The following is a 20738-nucleotide window of genomic DNA, read 5'->3' on the forward strand; positions in this document are numbered from 1 at the left end:
AAAAGGCAGCAAATCCAAGTTTGCTGCCTTTAAATATAATTGTTTTTATTAGATGCCGAGCTTCTTGCGGATATCCTTAGGGATGGCATTCTTGTTAACCATGAAGTCCATAGTCTTGTAAGCTACGAAAGCCTTGGTCATGTACCATGTTCCCTTGTAGTCACCATACTCACCCCAAGAGTTCTTTACCATGTAGTACTCCTTGCCGTTCTGGTCCTTAGCGATACCGTAGATGTGCATACCGTGGTCATCGGTAGTCTCCCAGTTATCGAAAGCTTCCTGGCGCATAGCCTGTGTAGGAACTACCTCAGGAGCGTTTACGCCGAGAGAATCAAACTTCTCCTTCTTTTCGTTCTTTGAGAGCTTGAACCAGTGGTCAGCATCTGTACCTGCCATCGAACGTACCTTCTTCACGTCGTAAGCGATACCGAGACCCTTGCGTGTGAAACCGTCTTCTGTTACGTCACCGCCCCAAGCTACAGTATAACCGTTGTTTACTGCGTTGTCGATGATCTTGCAGAGATCATCCATAGGAACGTTGTAGCTCAAAGGCCAACGCCAGTTGTCCTGTACCTCTACAGCAAACTTGCTCCACATTGGATGATGGGTGTAGCTAGTGATAGTTACGTAATCATCGAGATTCAAACCGAGACTCTTGCAGAATGTCTCTGGAGTATATTGCTTGCCCTGATAAGTGAATTTCTCAGGAATTTTACCGATGTAAGAGTCGATGATGCCCTGAAGACCGTTCTTCCAAGCTGGAGAAAGCTTCTTGGCTGTACTCTTTGCTACTGCCTCTACGTATGGAGTCATTACGTCAAAGAACTCACCGAAGTTAGCCAATGAGTCGCCTGTCAGTGTACCTGGAGCTGGCATTGCATCCTCTGGTACGATGCCATAGTGCTGCAAAGCATAAAGTACATCGTATGCGCTACCACCCTGAGAGAAGCTTACGTCGCCGTGCATTCTCACAGCCATTGTGGCGCGATCCATGTAAGTCTTGTTGGCAACGAACATTTCGCTGAGATTGAATGTCTTGCCTGTGTTCTTCAAAATCTCGCTTTCGAAGAAACTGAGAGTAGAGTAAGCCCAGCATGTACCGCTACGGTTCTGGTCCTTGATACTTGTGATTGGATTCTCCTTAACTACAGTAAATACTGGCTTGTTTTTTGCAATTGCAGCAGAATCAGCAGCTGTCTTTGCATTTGCACCTGTAGCAGCCAAAGCAAGCATGGCTGCAAAGATCATTGATTTCTTCATGAAATTTTTTCTCTTTTATTAATAATGTTTTTACTCTTATATTCTCTCTCTTGGAGAATCCTCAAGTTCTTCTCCTTGAGGATTCTTTGTTTGCCTAAAGAATTTCTTCTCTATGTGCTGCCATATATTCCTCTACGTCTTTTGGATGATAAGGAATGCGGTCTTTGCCAATGAATCTGCAACCATCTTTGGTGATGAGTACATCGTCTTCGATGCGGATTCCACCAAAGTCCTTGTAGGTCTCAATCTTATCAAAATTGAGGAATTCTGCACAGTGACCTGATGCCTTCCAGTCATCGATAAGAGCAGGGATGAAGTATATACCTGGCTCATCAGTTACAACGAATCCTTCCTGTAGGCGACGGCCCATACGCAGGCAATTTGTTCCAAATTGCTCCAGGTTAGGACGAACTTCCTCGTCGAATCCTACGTTTATCTGGTCGAGGTTCTCCATGTCGTGTACATCCATACCCATCATGTGACCTAATCCGTGAGGCAGGAACATGGCATGAGCACCAGCCTTGACAGCCTCTTCTGTATCACCCTTGGCAAGTCCTAACTCCTTGAGCTTGTCAAACATCAGACGGCATACTGCAAAGTGAACATCTGCGTATTTCACACCAGGCTTGGCAACTTCGAGTGCATAGTCGTGGCAAGCCTCTACGATTGAGTAGATTTCCAACTGGCGCTGGGTAAACTTACCGCTTACTGGCATGGTACGTGTATTGTCAGAGCAATAGTTGTTGATGGTCTCGGCACCGGCATCGCAAAGAGCCAGTCTGCCAGCTTCCAGAATGCTCATGGAAGGATTGCCGTGCATAATCTCACCATGCTGACTGAAGATAGTAGGGAAACTGACCATTGCTCCATAAGAGTTGGCAATTCCGTCAACTTGTCCGCCTACAAATTTCTCTGTTACTCCTGGACGAGTCAACTTCATGGCAGTGGTATGCATCTTGTAACCAATAACTGCAGCACGTTCCAGTTCCTCGATTTCTTCAGGAGTCTTGGTAGAGCGCATCTTTACCACAGCCTTGATGAGATCCATAGAGGCCTCTTCCTTTTGCTGGTTAGGATGGATGCCGAGGAGATCGAATATCTGGAGCTTGATGTCAAAGCGGTAAGGAGGCAGGAAATGAATCTTGCGCTTCTTAGACATGGCATCATTGCAGATAGTCTTCAGAGATTTCATAGGTGCAGAGTTGTGGACACCAACCTGTTCTGCCAAGTCGTGTACGCTTTCCACGCTGCCATACCATACGATATCTTCTATATCTATATCGTCACCGATCAATGTCTCGATGTCGTTGTCAATGTCGATTACACCTACCAGTCCGTCACGCTGCTGTCCGAAATAGTACAGGAAAGTAGAGTCCTGACGGAATGGATAATATCCGTTGTTTGGGAAATTACAAGGTGAATTGTTGTTTCCGAAGAGTATAACTATACCGCTGTTTACGAGTTTCTTGAGCTCCTGGCGGCGACTGATATATGTATCTTTACTAAACATATTTTTAGATTTTTACTATATTTTGCTGCAAAGTTAGTAATTATTTCCCAAAAAAGTGTTATCTTTGCAAGCAAAATTTAATAAATCTCTAGGATTTATAAATAATTAATATAAAAATGCACTTTTCGGGGTAAAATGTGTCAGGAATTTGTTCCGGATTAGAGCAAAATGATAACTTAAGGAAAGTTTGTTGTAGTTGTTATGAAAATGAATAAGAATACAGGATTGGTGCTGGAAGGTGGTGGAATGCGAGGTGTTTTCACCAGCGGAGTACTGGATGCTTTTATGAAGTACGATTTGTACTTCCCTTATGTGGTAGCTGTTTCGGCAGGTGCTTGTAATGGCATGTCGTATATGAGTCGGCAGCCTCGTCGTGCTCGTATCTCTAATATTGATTACTTGGCGCGTTATCAATATATAGGTATCCATCATCTTGTTACTCAAGGCTGTATCTTTGACCGGGAGTTGCTTTACGACAAGTTTCCAAACCAGTTGCTTCCTTTCGATTTTGATACTTATTTTAAATATGCCGATAGGTTTGAGATGGTTACCACCAATTGTCTGACGGGGCAGCCGATGTATCTTTCAGAGACTAATCATGAACGTCAGCGTGCGCTTGATATCGTAAGAGCTTCCAGCAGTTTGCCGTTTGTGAGCAAAATCGTCAATGTGGATGGTATTCCGATGCTGGATGGAGGAATTGTTGATAGTATTCCTGTGCAACATGCATTCGATAAGGGATTTGAACATAATGTGGTGGTTCTTACAAGAAATAAAGGCTGGCGGGATACAAGCAAGGATCGTAAGCTACCTTATTTATATAAGAACTATCCTCGTCTTCGTGTGGCTTTGAGCCATCGCCATAAAGTTTACAATGAACAGATTCAGCTGGTGGATGATTTGGAGGCTGCGGGCAAGATAACCTGCATTCGTCCTATCCGCCCACTGGAAGTGGGGCGCATTGAGAAGGATACTGCTAAGTTGGAACGACTCTATGAAGAGGGATTTATGTTGGGAGAAAAGTTTTGTGAGAAATTCCTTTGATGAAGTTTACGTCATGGGTTCCAGGTGTGAATTTCCCATTATAAAACAGCCTGTTCTCAAAACAGAAAATCATGTTTTGAGAACAGGCTATTCTTTATATAAATATTCAACTTATATATATATGTTACCTTAATATATATATAAGTCTTGCTGATTCCTTTCCTGTCGATTATCCTTTAAGCAAATCGGGTCTTAATCGTTGGGTCCTCTCCATGGCTTGGTCAAATTCCCACTGACGGATTTTGGCTTCATTACCGCTCAGTAATATTTCTGGTACTTTCCATCCCTTGTAATCGGCTGGGCGGGTATAGATAGGAGCAGCAAGAATGTCATCTTGGAAGCAGTCGGAAAGGGCACTCTGTTCATCGCTGATGACGCCTGGTACCAGCCTGATTACCGCATCTGAGATGATGGCAGCAGCCAATTCACCACCAGTTAACACATAGTCGCCTACGCTGATTTCTCTTGTGATGAGATGGTCGCGTACACGTTGGTCTATTCCCTTGTAGTGACCACACAGAATAATGAGGTTGCCCAGCATGGACATCTCGTTGGCAATCTTCTGGTTGAAAGTTTCGCCGTCGGGTGAAACGTATATGACATCGTCATAGTCGCGTTCGGCTTTTAGTGCAGCAATGCATCGGTCGATAGGTTCGCATTGCATTACCATGCCAGCACTTCCGCCGTAAGGATAGTCATCTACTCGTTTCCATTTATCTAATGTATAGTCGCGCAGGTTATGAAGATGAATCTCAGCAAGACCCTTCTTCTGCGCACGTGCCAGGATTGATTCGCCGAAGAATCCTTCCAGCATCTCTGGTAATACTGTTATAATGTCTATTCTCATATTACGTGCAAAAGTAATAAATAAAGTGGAATACTCCAAATATTTTTTGCTTTTTCTTTTTCTTTTCTTACTATTTTTTGTTTTTCCTTATTTTTCTCTTAGAATTTGTTGTTTTGAAGTGGATTGTTGATGAAAATGGCATAAATATGCAACAAATATATCAAAAAACAAGAAATGCGGAATCAAAATGCTAAATTTTTAATAAAAAGTGCTACTAATTGCAGAAAAAATTGTAATTTTGCAAACAAATAATTAGATGTAATGCATATTCTTGTAGAAAAGATTGCATTCATGAATGTGGTAATAAATAATAATTAGTGAATAAGATGATACTGGACATTGAAATGCTGAGAAGCTTTTATGCTTCGTATTCGGAGAGTGTAGCCCAAGCAAAGGCTACAGTGAAACGACCTCTTACTTATGCCGAGAAGGTGCTTTTTGCGCATCTTTTCGACCCGACTCAGTTGCGACCATATAAAAGAGGTGTAGAATATGTTGACTTCCGACCTAATCGCGTGGCGATGCAGGATGCTACGGCGCAGATGGCACTCTTGCAGTTCATGAATGCGGGTAAGGATAAGGTAGCTGTGCCTGCTTCCGTACATTGTGATCATTTGATTCGCGCTGATGTGGGTGCTAACATCGATCTTCCTGAGGCTTGCAAGACAAATAAAGAGGTCTACGATTTCTTGAAGTCCGTATCTCAGAAATATCATATCGGTTTTTGGGGACCTGGTGCTGGTATCATTCATCAGGTAGTACTCGAAAACTACGCCTTCCCAGGAGGTATGATGGTGGGTACCGATTCCCATACTCCTAATGCCGGTGGCTTAGGAATGGTTGCTGTGGGTGTAGGTGGTGCTGATGCTGTGGATGTGTTGACCGGTCAGCCTTGGGAACTCAAGATGCCTCGTCTTATCGGTGTTCATCTGACCGGTAAGCTTTCAGGATGGGCAACTCCTAAGGATGTGATTCTTGAAATTCTTGGTATTCTTACCGTAAAGGGAGGTACCAATGCTATTCTCGAATACTTTGGTGAGGGATTGGATAGTATCTCTACTACAGGTAAGGCAACTATCTGTAACATGGGTGCTGAGTTGGGTGCTACTTGCTCTATCTTCCCATTCGACCAGAATGCCGGTGAATATCTGCGTAAGACGGGTCGTGAGGAAATTGCATCTCTCGCACAGCAGAATGCGGAAGAACTCCGTGCAGATGATGAAGTTTTGGCTAATCCTTCTGCTTTCTATGACCAGATTGTAGAAATAGACCTTTCTAAGGTGGAGCCTCATTTGAATGGTCCGTTCACTCCAGATGCAGCAACTCCAATATCTCACATGAAGGCTAAAGGTCCTGCCAATGATTATCCTATGGTGGTAGAAGTAGGTTTGGTAGGTAGTTGTACCAACTCTTCTTATCAGGATCTTGCCCGTGCGGCTAGCGTGGCTCGTCAGGCTTATGAGAAGGGGATTGAAGTGAAAGGTCAGCTAATCATTAATCCTGGTTCTGAGCAGATTCGCTATACTGCCGAGCGTGATGGCATCCTTGATGACTTTAAGAAGATTGGAGCTCTTATCATGACCAATGCCTGCGGTCCTTGCATCGGACAGTGGAAGCGTCATACAGAAGACAATACTCGCAAGAATGCTATTGTTACCTCTTTTAATAGAAACTTCCGCCGTCGTGCTGATGGTAACCCTAATACGTTTGCCTTCATTGGAAGTCCTGAACTTACGGTGGCTCTGACCATTGCTGGCAGATTGGATTTCAATCCTGCTACCGATACTTTGCTGGACAAGGATGGCAATAGCGTGAAGCTCGATGCTCCTACAGGCTTTACTTTCCCTCCAAAGGGATTTGCCGTAGAAGACAAGGGATTCATTGCTCCAAGTGAAGAAAATGCAAATGTAGAGGTAGTTATTGCTCCAGACAGCAATCGTCTTCAGAAACTGGCTCCTTTTGCTCCTTGGGATGGTAAGGATTTGGTAGACATGCCTTTACTTATCAAGACGGAAGGAAAGTGTACCACAGACCATATTTCTATGGCTGGACCTTGGTTGAAGTTCCGTGGACATCTGCAGAATATTTCAGACAACCTTCTGATGGGAGCCGTGAATGCCTTCAACGGTGAAAGTAATAAGGTGAAGAACCAGTTGGATGGCAATTATGTTGAGGTTTCTACAGCAGCTAAGGCTTACAAGGCACAGGGAATCAGCAGCATCGTGGTGGCAGAGGATAATTACGGCGAGGGATCTTCTCGTGAACATGCCGCTATGGAGCCTCGTTTCCTGAACGTAAAGGTGATTTTGGCTAAGAGTTTTGCTAGAATTCATGAGACAAACTTGAAGAAGCAGGGTATGCTTGCTCTAACATTCTGCAACAAGGACGATTATAACAAGGTACAGGAAGACGACCGTATCTCGTTGACTGGTTTGAAGGAGTTTGCTCCTGGCTCTAAACTCACCGTTACTTTAAAGCATAAAGATGGTTCTGAGGATAGTTTTGAGGTAGAACATACCTATAATGATACACAGATAGCATGGTTCAAGGCTGGTTCTGCATTGAATTTTGCTGCAAAAAACAAGTAGTCATGAACAAAGAATATTTAATATATAAGCTGAGTGATGAGGTTAAAAACTCATGCAAGATTGATAAAGAGGCATTCAAGAAGTTTAATGTAAAGCGTGGACTTCGTAATGAGGATGGTTCTGGCGTATTGGTTGGATTGACCAATATAGGTAATGTCGTGGGTTATGAGCGCGATGCAGATGGCAAGTTGACCCCTACAGAGGGTAAACTTTACTATCGTGGCTATGAGCTGGATGATCTGGTAAGCCCACTTCTGAAGGAAAAGCGCTTCGGTTTTGAGGAGGTTGCCTTCCTCCTGCTCTCAGGTCAGTTGCCTGATAAGGAGGAACTGGAGGCATTTAAGGAACTTCTGAACGACAATATGCCGCTCGATCACCGTACAATTACCCACATTATTGAGTTGGAGGGTAGCAATATTATGAATATTTTGGCTCGTTGTGTGCTCGAAATGTACACTTTTGATCCAAATCCTGATGATATCAGTCGTGATAACTTGATGCGCCAAAGCATTGAGCTGATAGCAAAGTTCCCTACGATTATTGCCTATGCATACAATATTTACCGTCATTCAGTGCAGGGTAGAAGTCTTCATATTCGTCATCCTCGTGAGAATCTCTCTATTGCAGAGAACTTTCTTTACATGATGAAGCATGAGAACTATTCTGAGCTGGATGCGCGTATGCTCGATCTTCTCTTGATTATTCAGGCAGAACATGGTGGAGGTAATAACTCAACCTTTACAGTGCGTGTTACATCTTCTACTCGTACAGATACCTACAGCTCTATCGCAGCAGGTATCGGAAGTTTGAAAGGTCCTTTGCATGGTGGTGCCAATATCAAGGTTATCAATATGTTCCACCACTTAAAAGAGGCAATCAAGGATTGGACCAATGTAAACGAATTGGATATTTATCTCAAGCGTATGCTCAATAAGGAGGCTTATGATAAGACGGGACTTATCTATGGTATCGGTCATGCCGTTTACACATTGAGCGATCCTCGTGCTGTAGAATTGAAGCGCTTGGCTGGTGAACTTGCCAAGGAAAAAGGTAGAGAAGATGAGTACAATTTCTTGAAATTGATAGAGCAGGAGGGAATCAAATGTTTGCAGGAGCATCGTGGAGGAAGTAAGCCTGCGTGTGCAAACCTCGATTTTTATAGTGGCTTTATCTATGAAATGATAGGTCTGCCACAAGAGATTTATACTCCAATCTTCGCAATGGCTCGTATTGTGGGCTGGACAGCACATCGTATCGAGGAACTCAACTTTGAGGGTCGTCGTATCATTCGTCCAGCTTATAAGAACATTCTTGGTGAGCTTGATTATCAGCCGCTTGATGAAAGATAAAACGGTGATTCCTTTTATTGAAATATATAAAAGCTGGCAATACTCGTAGTGGGTATTGCCAGCTTTTTTCTGATAAAAAGCCAATAAAGGATGGTAATGGCGTTTCTGCTATCTTTTTGGGGACTGTTGTAGTCAAGGTGCTTGTATTTTGTTGCTTTTTGAATGTGTTTATTGAGAGTCTACACTTTTGGTGCATAAAAAACGTTAATAATTCATGAAAATAGTGGCGTTTATTTGCTGTTCTCAAAATAATGTGATAATTTTGCATATTGAAATTACGTTTTCAGGTAAAAGATGAAAGTTGAGGTCTAGCTATAGTAAATGTTTTAAACTTAGATCTCACCGTAAGTTTAAATTAGTATTAATCAAAATGGATTGCGTTATGAGCTCCGTTTTTTATCAATTGAATTTCTTTTGGTGATGAGCGGAACAGTAAATGAAAAAATTATGGAAAAAGAGTTTGAAGATTATTGGCTAAAGCATCAAAAAAGGTTAATTTTGAAATCGCCAAAGAACTTGAGAGAAGAGTATCTTGAGTCTACGCGCTTAGATACCCCGATGGATTGGGTATGCTTTGTATTGCCGATAGCTGTTGGCATCATACTTCAGCCTAGATTGAATTTTGAAAGTGAAATTCTGTCATGGGGCGTGGTTTTGCTTGTTGTGGTTGTGCTTTTTGCGCTACTTCAGATGTTCAAGCCTTATCTGCAAAAGAAAAAGACTACGATTCAGGCATTGGATGCTATTAAGAATTTCTATTATGAACGTTATAAGAAATATGGTCTAGACAAAATTGAGTCTTGGTCATAATATAAGTTGCGACATATTCTGGATTAGAATATGTCGCAACTTTTTTACACTATCATGAAGTCGCTCATGATATCATCAGAAACATAGAGTCCTTTAGGAGTGAGCGAGAGGTGGTCGTTCTCTATCTTCATCAGGCCGCGGGCAATATGTTTTTGAGCTTCCGAAGTTAGTTGACGGGTTAGCTCTTCTCCAAATTCTTCTGCCACATGTTTTATACTGATGCCATCGGAAGTACGTAGGGCAGTAGCGATGAGGTCGTTGTATCGGGTATTGATGTCAAGTTCTTCTTTTTCTGATGGCAATGTGCCTTGTTCTATCTTTTCGATATATTGTGCCAGTTGAGCTATGTTCCAGCTTCTTGTGGCAAAAAGTTGCCCTCCTTTATGGATGCGTTTATATGAATGGGCTGCGGCTCCGATACCTATGTATGGAGTTTCGTGCCAATAGCTGCTGTTGTGGCGTGAACGATAGCCTGGGCGGGCAAAGTTGCTGATTTCGTAATGTTCGTAGCCGGTCTTGGTAAGAAGTTGTATCAGTGTATCGTACATGTTCCGGCTCATCTCTTCATCAATTTCTTCAATTTTCCCCTGTTCTAATAAACGATAGAGTGAGGTCCCCTCTTCGTACATCAAGCTATATGCTGAGATATGTTCCACATTCAGACTGATGACCTCTTGGATGTCGCTTGTCCATTGCTCGATATTTTCGCCGGGAAAGCCGAACATGAGGTCGATACTGATATTGTTGATGCCAATGTTGCGCAGACGTTCTACGGCTATTCTGACTTCTTGAGCGTTGTGGCGACGGTGTAAAAAGCGCAAACGCTCATTGCTGAAAGTTTGGGCACCCATGCTGATGCGGTTGACCGGGAGCTGTTTGAGGGTTTGGCAAAACTCTTCTGTAATATCATCAGGATTGCATTCCATCGTGATTTCCATATCGCGAGTGAAATGTCCTAGATATTTATTGATTCCATCGAATAATTTGATGAGTTGTTCGCCCGTAAGTTGACTGGGCGTACCACCTCCTAAATATACAGTTTCTATCTTTTCTCCTTCTTCCAATTCTTGATGAATAGGGCGTAGAGACATTTCTTTGATGAGTGCGTCCACGTATGCATCCCTTAGTTTGAGGGATGTAGTGCTGTAAAAACCGCAATAAATGCAGCGGCTTTCACAAAATGGGATATGTATGTATAATCCAGCCATATTTTTTTACTTCCAGTTATTCCTTCTAGCTTACCCTTATCTTCTTATATATAATAAGGTGTAAGGAGGATTTCTATATTTAACAAAATGCAAAATTACTAATATGTTTTAAAAATAGGCAACTTTTTCGATAAAACTTTTGGAAGTATCAGAAAAAAAACGTAATTTAGTACCATGAAACGGAAAAACCGCATGGTTGGACTGTTGAAAACAACTAGCAAATTTAATGTATAACCCTTAAAAATCTATAAGCGTCATGAGAGTATATCAGACAAATGAGATTAAGAACATTGCATTGCTGGGCAGTGCGGGTAGCGGCAAGACTACACTTGCCGAAAGTATGTTATTTGAAGCAGGCGTGATCAAGCGTAGAGGCTCTGTAGAAGCGAAGAATACGGTGAGCGACTACTTCCCAGTTGAGCTGGAGTATGGTTACTCTGTGTTCCCTACCGTTTTTCACGTGGAGTGGAACAACAAGAAGTTGAATATCATCGACTGCCCTGGTAGCGACGATTTCGTTGGTGGTGCAATTACATCCCTCAACGTAACCGATCAGGCAGTTATCCTTATCAATGGTCAATATGGTCCAGAGGTAGGCACCCAGAACAATTTCCGTTATACCGAGAAGTTGAGCAAGCCTGTCATCTTCCTCGTCAACCAGCTTGACTCTGACAAATGTGATTTCGATAACCTCATTGCAACTATGAAGGATATATATGGTCCTAAGTGTGTGCAGATACAATATCCTATCGAGACCGGTCCTGGCTTCAATGCTCTCATTGACGTCTTATTGATGAAAAAATATTCCTGGAAACCAGAAGGCGGTGCTCCTATCATCGAGGATATTCCTGAGGAGGAAATGGACAAGGCAATGGAACTTCATGCAGCACTCGTTGAGGCTGCAGCCGAAAACGATGAGGGCTTGATGGAGAAATTCTTCGAGAGCGAAAGCTTGACAGAGGATGAACTCCGCGAGGGAATCCGTAAGGGATTGGTTACCCGTAGTATCTTCCCAGTATTCTGTGTTTGTGCAGGTAAGTCTATGGGTGTTCATCGTTTGATGGAGTTCTTGGGCAACGTGGTGCCTTTCGTAAGCGAGATGCCTAAGTTGCACAATACCCGTGGTGAGGAAGTTGCTCCTGATACCAATGGTCCTGAGAGTGTGTATTTCTTTAAAACAGGTATGGAACCACATATCGGTGAGGTAAGTTACTTCAAGGTGATGAGTGGCTCTATTAAGAGTGGTGATGACCTGACCAATGCCGACCGTGGTTCTAAGGAACGTATCGGACAGATTTATGCCTGCGCTGGTGCCAACCGTGTACCTGTGGATCAGTTGAACGCTGGTGATATCGGTTGTACCGTGAAGATGAAGGACGTGAAGACTGGCAATACCTTGAATGGAAAGGGTGCTGAGTGGCGTTTCGATTTCATCAAGTATCCTAATCCTAAGTATTCTCGTGCTATCAAGGCTGCTAATGCCCAAGATACAGAGAAGCTGATGGCTGCCCTTATCAAAATGCGTCAGGAAGACCCTACATGGATTGTTGATCAGAGCAAGGAGTTGCGTCAGATTATCGTTCGTGGTCAGGGTGAGTTCCACCTCCGTACATTGAAGTGGCGTTTGGAAAACAACGAGAAACTCAACGTTACATTCGAGGAGCCTCGTATTCCATATCGTGAGACTATTACCAAGAAGGCTCGTGCAGACTATCGTCATAAGAAGCAGAGTGGTGGTGCTGGTCAGTTTGGTGAGGTGCACCTCATTGTTGAGCCTTATGCAGAAGGTATGCCAGATCCAACATCATTCACTTTCAACGGCCAGGAGTTCAAGATGAATATCAAGAGCCGTGAAGAGGTTTCTTTGGAGTGGGGTGGCAAGTTGGTATTCCTCAATTCTGTTGTAGGTGGTGCCATTGATGCCCGATTCATGCCTGCCATTCTTAAGGGTATTATGGACTGTATGGAACATGGTCCTTTGACTGGTTCTTATGCTCGTGACGTTCGTGTAATCGTATATGACGGAAAGATGCACCCTGTAGACAGCAACGAGTTGTCGTTCATGTTGGCTGCACGTCATGCTTTCAGCGATGCGTTCAAGCAGGCTGGTCCTAAGATTCTTGAACCTATCTATGATTTGGAAGTTTATGTTCCTGCCGACTATATGGGTGATGTAATGAGTGATCTTCAGGGACGTCGTGCTCTTATCATGGGTATGGATTCAGAGGCAGGTTATCAGAAGCTCTGTGCTAAGATACCTCTCAAGGAACTTGCAAATTACTCTATTTCTCTCAGTTCGATTACTGGTGGTCGTGCTTCGTTTACAACCAAGTTTGCCAGCTACGAGTTGGTTCCTACCGACATTCAGGGCAAGTTGATTGCTGAGCACGAGGCTGAGTTGGCAAAGGAAGATGAATAATTGAATTATTCATTTGCAATATATAAGAATACATTAGTTTGAGAATTATCTCTCTTATATAAATTAAAATTTTATGTTGATATGACCAATGAGGGGGCGTGCATGTGATATGTACGCTCCTTTTTCGTCTTTTTATGTCTGTGTTAGTTTTGTATATGAAACTAAATGATTTATTTTTAGTTAATTTGCTTAAAAACCGATTAAATAATTAACTGTTTTGTGTTAACCAATTAAGAAAATTCCTATCTTTGCCCCCATGAAGAAGAAAACGATTTGGACCATAGCCATTATTATGGGCTTTTCGTTCCTTGCTCTGCTCTTTTTGCAGTTGAGTTACATCCAGGAGATGGTTAACATGAAGAAGGAACAGTTTGATGAATCTGTCAACAGAGCCCTATATCAAGCTTCAAGAAATCTGGAGCTGAATGAAACCTTGCGCTATCTTGAAAAAGATGTCAATGAGACAGAGCGGAAGGCGGCCAAGAAGGATTCTGCGGGTACTCGTAGCGGGATGCCTGATGGTACAGTGCAGCAATCGCATCAGTACTCGGTAGTAGGAAAGGATGGTACGGTGTATTCATCCTTTGAACTGAAAACCATCGCCATTAGTCCTGGCAATATGCCTAAGGCGATGATTTTGAGAAGCGATAAGAATTCGATCAACGAAACTCAGAAGTCGTTGCAGGAAATCGTCAAGAATCGCTATGTATATCAGAAAGCGTTGTTGGACGAGGTGGTTTATTCCATTCTCTATTCTGCATCTGATAAGCCTTTGAAGGAACGTATCAACTTCAAGCAGCTGGATCAGGACTTGAAGGCAGAGATGATGAACAATGGTATTAACATACCATATCATTTCACCGTAACTACACAGGATGGACGTGAGGTGTATCGCTGTCCAGACTATAGCGATGAGGGCGAGGAATACAGCTATTCGCAGGTACTTTTCCGTAACGACCCGCAGTCGAAGATGGGAGTTGTGAAGATTCATTTCCCTGATATGAATAGTTACATCTTCTCCAGTGTGCGCTTCATGATACCAAGTATCATCTTTACTCTGGTATTGCTGATTACCTTCATCTTTACCATTGTGGTTATCTTCCGACAGAAGAGATATACGGAAATCAAGAACGATTTCATCAACAATATGACCCATGAGCTGAAGACGCCTATTGCCAGTATCAGTCTGGCAGCACAGATGCTAAATGATTCCTCTGTTTCCAAGAGTGAACAGATGCAGAAACATTTGGGTGGGGTGATAAACGATGAGTCTAAACGACTTCGCTTCCTTGTAGAGAAAGTGCTGCAGATGAGTATGTTCGACCGTAAGAAGGCGGTATTCAAGAAGAAAGAACTCGATCTCAATGAGATGGTGGAAAACATTGCTCATTCATTTGCACTCCGTGTTGAGCATACGGGGGGTAAGGTATATACCGATATTGAAGCGATTGATTCGGGGCTCTATGTAGATGAGGTACATTTCCAGAATGTAATCTTCAATCTGATGGATAATGCGGTGAAATATCGCAAACCGGATGAGCCACTCAACATTACGATGAAAACCTGGAATGATGAAGAACATCTTTATCTCTCTATAACTGATACCGGATTGGGTATGAAGAAGGAGAATCTGAAGAAAATCTTCGATAAGTTCTATCGTGTTCATACTGGTAATGTGCATGATGTGAAGGGATTCGGTCTCGGATTGGCCTATGTGAAGAAAATCGTGGATTTGCATGATGGCGAAATCAAGGTAGAAAGTGAATTCGGCAAGGGTACTACTTTCACCATAAAACTGCCGGTAATACATAGTTAAAAAGGAAATAAATAATAGGAATATTAACAAATTAAAATGGATTAAGATATGGAAGAGACAATTAAAATCTTGCTTTGTGAGGATGATGAGAACCTGGGTATGTTGCTTCGCGAATATTTGCAGGCAAAGGGTTATTCTACAGTGTTGTGTCCTGACGGTGAGCAGGGATTCAAGGAATTTACAAAGAATAAGTATGATATAGCTGTTCTTGACGTGATGATGCCGAAGAAAGACGGTTTCACCCTGGCACAGGATATTCGACAGGCTAATGCGGATCTGCCTATCATCTTCTTGACAGCCAAGACATTGAAGGAGGATATCCTCGAAGGTTTCAAGATTGGTGCTGATGATTATATCACCAAGCCATTCTCTATGGAGGAGCTGGTATTCCGTGTAGAGGCTATCTTGCGCCGTGTACGTGGCAAGAAGACCAAGGAGAGCACTCTGTATCACATCGGCAAGTTCGTATTTGATACACAGAAGCAGCTCCTTACTATTGGTGATCAACAGACTAAGTTGACAACCAAGGAGAATGAGTTGTTGGCTCTTCTCTGTTCACATGCCAATGAAATCCTGCAGCGTGATTTTGCCCTCAAGACAATCTGGATTGATGACAACTACTTCAATGCTCGCTCTATGGATGTGTATATCACCAAACTTCGTAAGCACCTGAAGGATGATGATCAGATTGAAATCATCAATATCCATGGCAAGGGTTACAAGTTGATTGTGCCAAACCAGGATTAATAAGCCGGAAAGACAAGCAAAGTATTCTGCTGATTAAAAAGATAAGGATGAGTCGAAGCAGTCGGCTCATCCTTTTTTGATAGTATAAATATATCCCGCTACCCCAGCAAGGATAAAAAACAAACCAGCGTAGAGCATACTGTTGTTCTTGATGTTCATCGCAAAGCTGGCAGCAAGTAGCAATACGCCCAACACAATGAAAGCCATGCCCATGGTAGGGAGAGCACGGAATGATTTCTTTAATTTCTGATTCTTCATAATCTTTACTTCTTATTTATTTTATATATTTAATAAGGTGTAACCCTTCAAAAAGTCTTCTAAAAACTTCATAAAAGCTAAAAAGAACAAATGTTTTCTGCAAAAGTACAAAAAATATTTGGTTAATTCAAGAAAAAGTCGTACTTTTGCACCGCAATTCGTGAAAAGGATGTTTTATGGCATCTTTTACGAAGCGCAAAATATTTATTAATAACAAATTTTAATTATCAAAAGTAGTATGAATCAATACGAAACCGTTTTCATTTTGACTCCCGTTTTGTCTGATGAACAGATGAAGGAAACGGTCGCTAAGTTCGAGAAGGTACTCACCGATAATGGTGCTGAGATTCTGAACAAAGAGGCTTGGGGTTTGAAGAAGTTGGCTTACAACATCGAGAAGAAGACATCAGGCTTCTACAGCCTGGTTGAGTTCAAGGCTGAGCCAACTGTTATCGCTAAGCTCGAAACAGCTTATCGCCGCGACGAGAAAGTAATTCGTTACATGACTGTTAAACTTGACAAGTATGCTGTCGCTTACGCAGAGAAGCGTCGTGCAAAGCTTGGTAAAAAAGAGGAGGCTTAATCATGGCAGATCAGAAATCAGAAATCCGTTATTTGACCGCTCCTTCTATTGACACAAAGAAGAAGAAGTATTGCCGTTTCAAGAAGAGCGGTATTAAGTACATCGACTACAAGGATCCAGAGTTCTTGAAGAAGTTCTTGAACGAGCAGGGTAAAATCCTTCCACGTCGTATCACAGGTACATCTTTGAAGTATCAGCGCCGTGTAGCACAGGCTGTAAAGCGTGCTCGCCAGATCGCTTTGCTTCCTTACGTAACCGATTTGATGAAGTAATTTAAGGAGGAGAAGAAGAATGGAAATTATTTTGAAGCAAGATATTATCGGTCTTGGATACAAGAACGATATCGTTAATGTAAAGAGTGGTTATGGTCGTAACTTCCTTATCCCTACTGGTAAGGCTGTTATCGCTTCTCCATCTGCTAAGAAGCAGTTGGCTGAGGATTTGAAGCAGCAGGCTCACAAGCTTGAGGCTATCAAGGCTGAGGCTGTTAAGAAGGGCGAGGCTCTCAATGGCGTTGTTCTTACTATTACTGCTAAGGTTAGTGCTACTGGTCAGCTCTACGGTTCAGTTAACGCTGCAACTGTTGCTGAGGAGCTCGCTAAGAAGGGCATCGAGGTTGATCGCAAGATCGTTACTATGAAGGATGCTAAGAAGGTTGGTGAGTACGAGGCTACTGTACACTATCACAAGGAGGTTGAGGTTAAGGTTCCTGTTATCGTTGTTGCTGAGAATGCTCCTGTAGCTGCTCCAGCTGAGGCTCCTGTAGAGGCTCCTGCTGCTGAGGTTGCTGAGGAAGAGGCTCCTGCAGCTGAGTAATCCTTAATCAATCAATTTGTCATTAGTACGATAATTTTCGCACTGTAAAGCAAATTAATATAAAGAATCCCTTTTGCCGGAAGGCATTAGGGATTTTTTTTGTTTTTCTCTCCCGATTCTCAGAAAAAAATTGTATCTTTGCACCCGAATTGGAAGTATTTATAGTAAAATAGTATATTAATAATAAACTTTTAAAATAAGGATAAAAATGAAAGCATTTGTTTTCCCTGGTCAGGGTTCTCAGTTCGTAGGTATGGGTAAGGACCTCTACGACAACAACGCATTGGCAAAAGAACTTTTCGATAAGGCCGACGAGATTCTCGGCTTCAAGATTACTGATATTATGTTTGCTGGTACTGATGAGCAGTTGAAGGAAACCAAGGTTACACAGCCTGCTGTGTTCCTCCACTCTGTTATCTCTGCTCTCTGCTTGGGTGAGGAGTTCCAGCCTGCAATGGTTGCTGGTCACTCTCTCGGTGAGTTCTCTGCATTGGTAGCTGCTGGTGCTATGGCTTTCGAGGATGGTTTGAAGCTTGTTGCTGCACGTGCTAATGCTATGCAGAAGGCTTGCGAGGCTAATCCTGGTACTATGGCTGCTATCATCGGTTTGCCTGATGAGAAGGTTGAGGAAATCTGCGCTCAGGTAAGCACAGAGGGCAACGTAGTTGTTGCTGCTAACTATAACTGCCCTGGTCAGCTCGTTATTTCTGGTAATGTTGATGCTATCAATGCTGCTTGTGAGCAGTTGAAGGCTGCTGGTGCTAAGCGTGCTTTGCCTTTGAAGGTGGGCGGTGCTTTCCACTCTCCATTGATGCAGCCTGCTAAGGATGAGCTTCAGGCAGCAATCGAGAAGACTACTTTCTCTGCTCCTAAGTGCCCTGTTTATCAGAATGTAGACGGTAAGCCTCATACTGATCCTGCTGAGATTCAGCAGAACCTCATCGCTCAGCTCACAAGTTCTGTACGTTGGACTTCATCTGTTCAGGCTATGATTGCTGATGGTGCTGATGATTTCACAGAGTGTGGTCCAGGCAAGGCTTTGCAGGGTATGATTGGCCGCATCGACAAGAATGTAGCTGCTCACGGCATTGCTTAATTGAGATTTAATTATAGTCAGCGCTTTATTTTCTCAGCAAAGGCGTTGTTGGGAAGATAAAGCGTTTCATTCTTTACGTATAGACCGCTAAATGAAGGAAAAAATTATTATTTACCAGGTTCTCCCTCGTCTTTTTGGCAATCAGAATACCAATTGCAAGGAGAATGGTACAATAGAAGAAAACGGTTGCGGAAAGCTTAATAACTTTACTGATGAGGTTCTGGCCCGTATTCATGACATGGGCTTTACACATATTTGGTATACAGGTGTGATTCGTCATGCCACACAGACAAACTACTCATCTTATGGAATTCCTACCCAACATGCTGAGGTGGTAAAGGGCAAGGCAGGTTCGCCATACGCCATCACCGATTATTATGACATCGATCCGGATTTGGCGGAGAATGTCAGTCTAAGAATGAAGGAGTGGGAAATGCTTATTGAGCGCACGCATAAGGCTGGTATGAAAGTTGTGATGGACTTTGTGCCAAATCATGTGGCTCGTGAGTATCATTCCATTTGCAAACCGGCAGGTGTACGAGATTTGGGAGAAGATGATGATCCTAACATGCATTTTTCTACCAAGAATAATTTCTATTATGCTTGGGGCGATTTAGATTTGAACGATGTTCGCCACTCTAAGCCGGAGTTCAAGGCTTTTCATGCCAAGGATGCCAAGATATATGAACAATATAAGGAGAGTCCTGCTAAGGCAACGGGTAACGACCGCTTTGACAACCGTCCTGGCTGCAACGACTGGTATGAGACCGTGAAACTCAACTATGGAGTGGATTATTGTGATGCGGGAGGCAGAAGCTATCATTATGAGCCTGTGCCAAATACATGGGGCAAGATGACGGATATCCTGCTTTATTGGGCAAGCAAGGGTGTAGATGGTTTCCGCTGCGATATGGCAGAGATGGTGCCTACTGCATTCTGGTCTTATGCTACGCAGATATTGAAATCGAAGTATCCTCACATTGTTGTAATCGGTGAGGTATATGATCCTAACCAGTACCGCAACTATGTGAAGGCTGGTTTCGATTATCTTTATGATAAGGTGGGAATGTATGATTGCCTGCGTGGTGTGGTTCGGGGTGAGCGCCCTGCTGCCAGTATCACTCATGAATGGCAGGTGGTGGATGATATCCGCCAGCACATGCTCTATTTCCTGGAAAATCATGATGAGCAGCGCATCGCCAGCGATTTCTTCTGTGGTAATGCCATGAAGGCAATTCCTGCAGCAGCCATGAGTCTCTTCTTCCAGAAGAATCCTTTCATGCTTTATAGCGGACAGGAATTTGGCGAGAAGGGTATGGATAAGGAAGGATTCAGTGGCAGAGATGGTCGCACCACGATATTTGATTATTGGAGTCCTGAGACTTTGACGCATGCTTATCAGGAAAATGCAGAGGACGTATATACCCAAGAACAGAAGTATTTGGCAGCCACTTATCGCCAGCTTCTACGTCTCGCCAATGAGGAGAAAGCGATTCGAGAGGGTGAAACCTTCGATTTGATGTATGTGAATCCGTGGTCTGAAGGCTTCGATCCGCGCACCAACTTTGCTTTCCTTCGCAAGAAGGATGATGAGGTGATGCTCATCGTACTCAATTTCTCTCAAGAGACTCGTCAGTTGCAGGTTTGCATTCCTGGTCACGCCTTCGATTTCTTCCAAATCAAGGAAGAAGAGGTTCTTGTCACAGAACTGTTCTCTGGTGGTAAGAAGAAGGTAGAACTGAAGAAGGATGGCGTGTTCCCAATATCAATGGATGCCAATGGAGTAAGAATTTATAAATTCAATGTCAAGATGGAGGAAATTGATTTCGTATTGAATGAGCACCACAAGGAGGAGTACCCTCCTGCTCATACGGCTGAGCATCTGCTCAACCAGTTGATGGTTCGCATGTTTGGTTGCGAGCGTAGTCGCAATGCCCATATTGAGCGTAAGAAGAGTAAGATGACTTTTGTTGTCGATCATAAGCCAACTCGTCAGGAGGAAAAGACGATAGAAACGGAAATGAATCGCTTGATAGAGGAAGATATGCCTGTGACCTATGAGTTTGTGGATCGCGACCATATTCCTGCGAATGTTAAGATTGATCGTTTGCCGGATGATGCAAGTGAAACTTTGCGTCTGGTACGCATTGGTGATTACGATGTTTGTCCATGTATTGGCAAGCATGTACGTTCTACGGCGCAGATTGGTAAGTTTGTATTGCTCGGAACAAATTGGGATGAGCATGCCCATTCATTGCGTATTCGTTTCAAGATCGTGCAGTAGTGATAAAATATAGTAACGATATAAAAAAAGCAGCAATGGCTATACTTTTCAGTAGTAGCTATTGCTGTTTTTTTCTTATATAGCAAGATGTGATTTTTTCTCC

General features: G+C 42.9%; 17 protein-coding genes. 12 read left to right on the plus strand and 5 right to left on the minus strand.

The window, feature by feature from the left end; genetic code table 11:
* Nucleotides 1-48: 48 nt before the first annotated feature.
* Both ACTQ53_RS00670 and ACTQ53_RS00675 read right to left on the minus strand, forming a co-directional pair.
* Nucleotides 49-1260: a C1 family peptidase gene (locus ACTQ53_RS00670; protein ID WP_295346510.1), complete on the minus strand. Its 1212-nt coding sequence runs from the start codon at nt 1258-1260 to the stop codon at nt 49-51.
* A gap of 94 nt (nt 1261-1354) precedes the next feature.
* Entirely contained in the window at nt 1355-2770 is a 1416-nt protein-coding gene (locus ACTQ53_RS00675) for an aminopeptidase P family protein (protein ID WP_264949769.1), read from the minus strand.
* A gap of 201 nt (nt 2771-2971) precedes the next feature.
* On the opposite strand from ACTQ53_RS00675, the gene ACTQ53_RS00680 reads away from it, so the two are divergent.
* The gene (locus ACTQ53_RS00680) at nt 2972-3814 is read left to right on the plus strand and encodes a patatin family protein (RefSeq protein WP_294968764.1); all 843 of its coding nucleotides are present in this window, start codon (nt 2972-2974) and stop codon (nt 3812-3814) included.
* A gap of 169 nt (nt 3815-3983) precedes the next feature.
* On the opposite strand, the gene trmD is transcribed toward ACTQ53_RS00680, so the two are convergent.
* Entirely contained in the window at nt 3984-4661 is a 678-nt protein-coding gene (gene trmD, locus ACTQ53_RS00685; RefSeq protein ID WP_218417119.1) for a tRNA (guanosine(37)-N1)-methyltransferase TrmD, read from the minus strand.
* A 326-nt stretch (nt 4662-4987) separates the two neighbouring features.
* Between trmD and ACTQ53_RS00690 the strand changes: the two genes are divergently transcribed.
* From ACTQ53_RS00690 to ACTQ53_RS00700, 3 genes are all read left to right on the plus strand, one after another.
* Nucleotides 4988-7249, plus strand: a complete 2262-nt coding sequence (locus tag ACTQ53_RS00690; protein ID WP_295346531.1) for an aconitate hydratase — start codon at nt 4988-4990, stop codon at nt 7247-7249.
* Between the two features lie 2 nt (nt 7250-7251).
* The gene (locus ACTQ53_RS00695; protein WP_153123086.1) at nt 7252-8598 is read left to right on the plus strand and encodes a citrate/2-methylcitrate synthase; all 1347 of its coding nucleotides are present in this window, start codon (nt 7252-7254) and stop codon (nt 8596-8598) included.
* A 420-nt stretch (nt 8599-9018) separates the two neighbouring features.
* Nucleotides 9019-9408, plus strand: coding sequence for a hypothetical protein (locus ACTQ53_RS00700; protein ID WP_441931657.1), 390 nt, complete (start codon nt 9019-9021; stop codon nt 9406-9408).
* A gap of 44 nt (nt 9409-9452) precedes the next feature.
* Here ACTQ53_RS00700 and hemW read toward each other — a convergent pair whose 3' ends face one another.
* The gene (gene hemW, locus ACTQ53_RS00705) at nt 9453-10616 is read right to left on the minus strand and encodes a radical SAM family heme chaperone HemW (protein ID WP_441931658.1); all 1164 of its coding nucleotides are present in this window, start codon (nt 10614-10616) and stop codon (nt 9453-9455) included.
* Nucleotides 10617-10872: 256 nt separating this feature from the next.
* Between hemW and ACTQ53_RS00710 the strand changes: the two genes are divergently transcribed.
* From ACTQ53_RS00710 to rprY, 3 genes are all read left to right on the plus strand, one after another.
* Nucleotides 10873-13035 (plus strand): elongation factor G, encoded by a 2163-nt coding sequence (locus ACTQ53_RS00710; protein WP_294968750.1) that lies wholly within the window; start codon nt 10873-10875, stop codon nt 13033-13035.
* Between the two features lie 256 nt (nt 13036-13291).
* A complete protein-coding gene (locus tag ACTQ53_RS00715; RefSeq protein ID WP_153123077.1) occupies nt 13292-14851 on the plus strand; it encodes a sensor histidine kinase in 1560 nt (519 codons plus the stop codon).
* A gap of 48 nt (nt 14852-14899) precedes the next feature.
* Nucleotides 14900-15598 carry a response regulator transcription factor RprY gene (gene rprY / locus ACTQ53_RS00720; protein ID WP_153123075.1) on the plus strand — a complete coding sequence of 233 codons (699 nt, stop codon included), beginning with the start codon at nt 14900-14902 and terminating at the stop codon, nt 15596-15598.
* A gap of 66 nt (nt 15599-15664) precedes the next feature.
* Here the strand turns inward: rprY and ACTQ53_RS00725 are convergent, their stop codons facing one another.
* Nucleotides 15665-15856 (minus strand): hypothetical protein, encoded by a 192-nt coding sequence (locus ACTQ53_RS00725; protein WP_153123073.1) that lies wholly within the window; start codon nt 15854-15856, stop codon nt 15665-15667.
* A gap of 238 nt (nt 15857-16094) precedes the next feature.
* Here ACTQ53_RS00725 and rpsF point away from each other — a divergent pair, with 238 nt between their 5' ends.
* The 5 genes from rpsF to ACTQ53_RS00750 all read left to right on the plus strand — a co-directional run bounded on the left by rpsF (nt 16095) and on the right by ACTQ53_RS00750 (nt 20635).
* The gene (rpsF, locus tag ACTQ53_RS00730) at nt 16095-16439 is read left to right on the plus strand and encodes a 30S ribosomal protein S6 (RefSeq protein ID WP_153123072.1); all 345 of its coding nucleotides are present in this window, start codon (nt 16095-16097) and stop codon (nt 16437-16439) included.
* A 2-nt stretch (nt 16440-16441) separates the two neighbouring features.
* Nucleotides 16442-16711 (plus strand): 30S ribosomal protein S18, encoded by a 270-nt coding sequence (rpsR, locus tag ACTQ53_RS00735; RefSeq protein WP_006847399.1) that lies wholly within the window; start codon nt 16442-16444, stop codon nt 16709-16711.
* 19 nt (nt 16712-16730) lie between these two features.
* Nucleotides 16731-17255: a 50S ribosomal protein L9 gene (gene rplI / locus ACTQ53_RS00740; RefSeq protein WP_153123070.1), complete on the plus strand. Its 525-nt coding sequence runs from the start codon at nt 16731-16733 to the stop codon at nt 17253-17255.
* Between the two features lie 208 nt (nt 17256-17463).
* On the plus strand, nt 17464-18351 hold the full coding sequence (gene fabD / locus ACTQ53_RS00745) for an ACP S-malonyltransferase (protein WP_217759918.1): 888 nt from the start codon (nt 17464-17466) through the stop codon (nt 18349-18351).
* 91 nt (nt 18352-18442) lie between these two features.
* Nucleotides 18443-20635, plus strand: a complete 2193-nt coding sequence (locus tag ACTQ53_RS00750) for an alpha-amylase family glycosyl hydrolase (protein ID WP_441931659.1) — start codon at nt 18443-18445, stop codon at nt 20633-20635.
* The last annotated feature ends 103 nt before the right edge of the window (nt 20636-20738 follow it).

The sequence above is a fragment of the Prevotella sp. Sow4_E9_plate genome (assembly GCF_052116205.1).
Lineage (GTDB): Bacteria > Bacteroidota > Bacteroidia > Bacteroidales > Bacteroidaceae > Prevotella.

Coding starts and splice junctions, on each gene's coding strand:
- ACTQ53_RS00750 (WP_441931659.1), top strand. CDS start 18,443: ATGAAGGAAAAAATTATTATTTACCAGGTTCTCCCTCGTCTTTTTGGC.
- ACTQ53_RS00670 (WP_295346510.1), bottom strand. CDS start 1,260: ATGAAGAAATCAATGATCTTTGCAGCCATGCTTGCTTTGGCTGCTACA.
- ACTQ53_RS00715 (WP_153123077.1), top strand. CDS start 13,292: ATGAAGAAGAAAACGATTTGGACCATAGCCATTATTATGGGCTTTTCG.
- rpsR (WP_006847399.1), top strand. CDS start 16,442: ATGGCAGATCAGAAATCAGAAATCCGTTATTTGACCGCTCCTTCTATT.
- ACTQ53_RS00690 (WP_295346531.1), top strand. CDS start 4,988: ATGATACTGGACATTGAAATGCTGAGAAGCTTTTATGCTTCGTATTCG.
- ACTQ53_RS00695 (WP_153123086.1), top strand. CDS start 7,252: ATGAACAAAGAATATTTAATATATAAGCTGAGTGATGAGGTTAAAAAC.
- rpsF (WP_153123072.1), top strand. CDS start 16,095: ATGAATCAATACGAAACCGTTTTCATTTTGACTCCCGTTTTGTCTGAT.
- ACTQ53_RS00710 (WP_294968750.1), top strand. CDS start 10,873: ATGAGAGTATATCAGACAAATGAGATTAAGAACATTGCATTGCTGGGC.
- fabD (WP_217759918.1), top strand. CDS start 17,464: ATGAAAGCATTTGTTTTCCCTGGTCAGGGTTCTCAGTTCGTAGGTATG.
- ACTQ53_RS00725 (WP_153123073.1), bottom strand. CDS start 15,856: ATGAAGAATCAGAAATTAAAGAAATCATTCCGTGCTCTCCCTACCATG.
- rprY (WP_153123075.1), top strand. CDS start 14,900: ATGGAAGAGACAATTAAAATCTTGCTTTGTGAGGATGATGAGAACCTG.
- hemW (WP_441931658.1), bottom strand. CDS start 10,616: ATGGCTGGATTATACATACATATCCCATTTTGTGAAAGCCGCTGCATT.
- trmD (WP_218417119.1), bottom strand. CDS start 4,661: ATGAGAATAGACATTATAACAGTATTACCAGAGATGCTGGAAGGATTC.
- rplI (WP_153123070.1), top strand. CDS start 16,731: ATGGAAATTATTTTGAAGCAAGATATTATCGGTCTTGGATACAAGAAC.
- ACTQ53_RS00680 (WP_294968764.1), top strand. CDS start 2,972: ATGAAAATGAATAAGAATACAGGATTGGTGCTGGAAGGTGGTGGAATG.
- ACTQ53_RS00700 (WP_441931657.1), top strand. CDS start 9,019: ATGAGCGGAACAGTAAATGAAAAAATTATGGAAAAAGAGTTTGAAGAT.
- ACTQ53_RS00675 (WP_264949769.1), bottom strand. CDS start 2,770: ATGTTTAGTAAAGATACATATATCAGTCGCCGCCAGGAGCTCAAGAAA.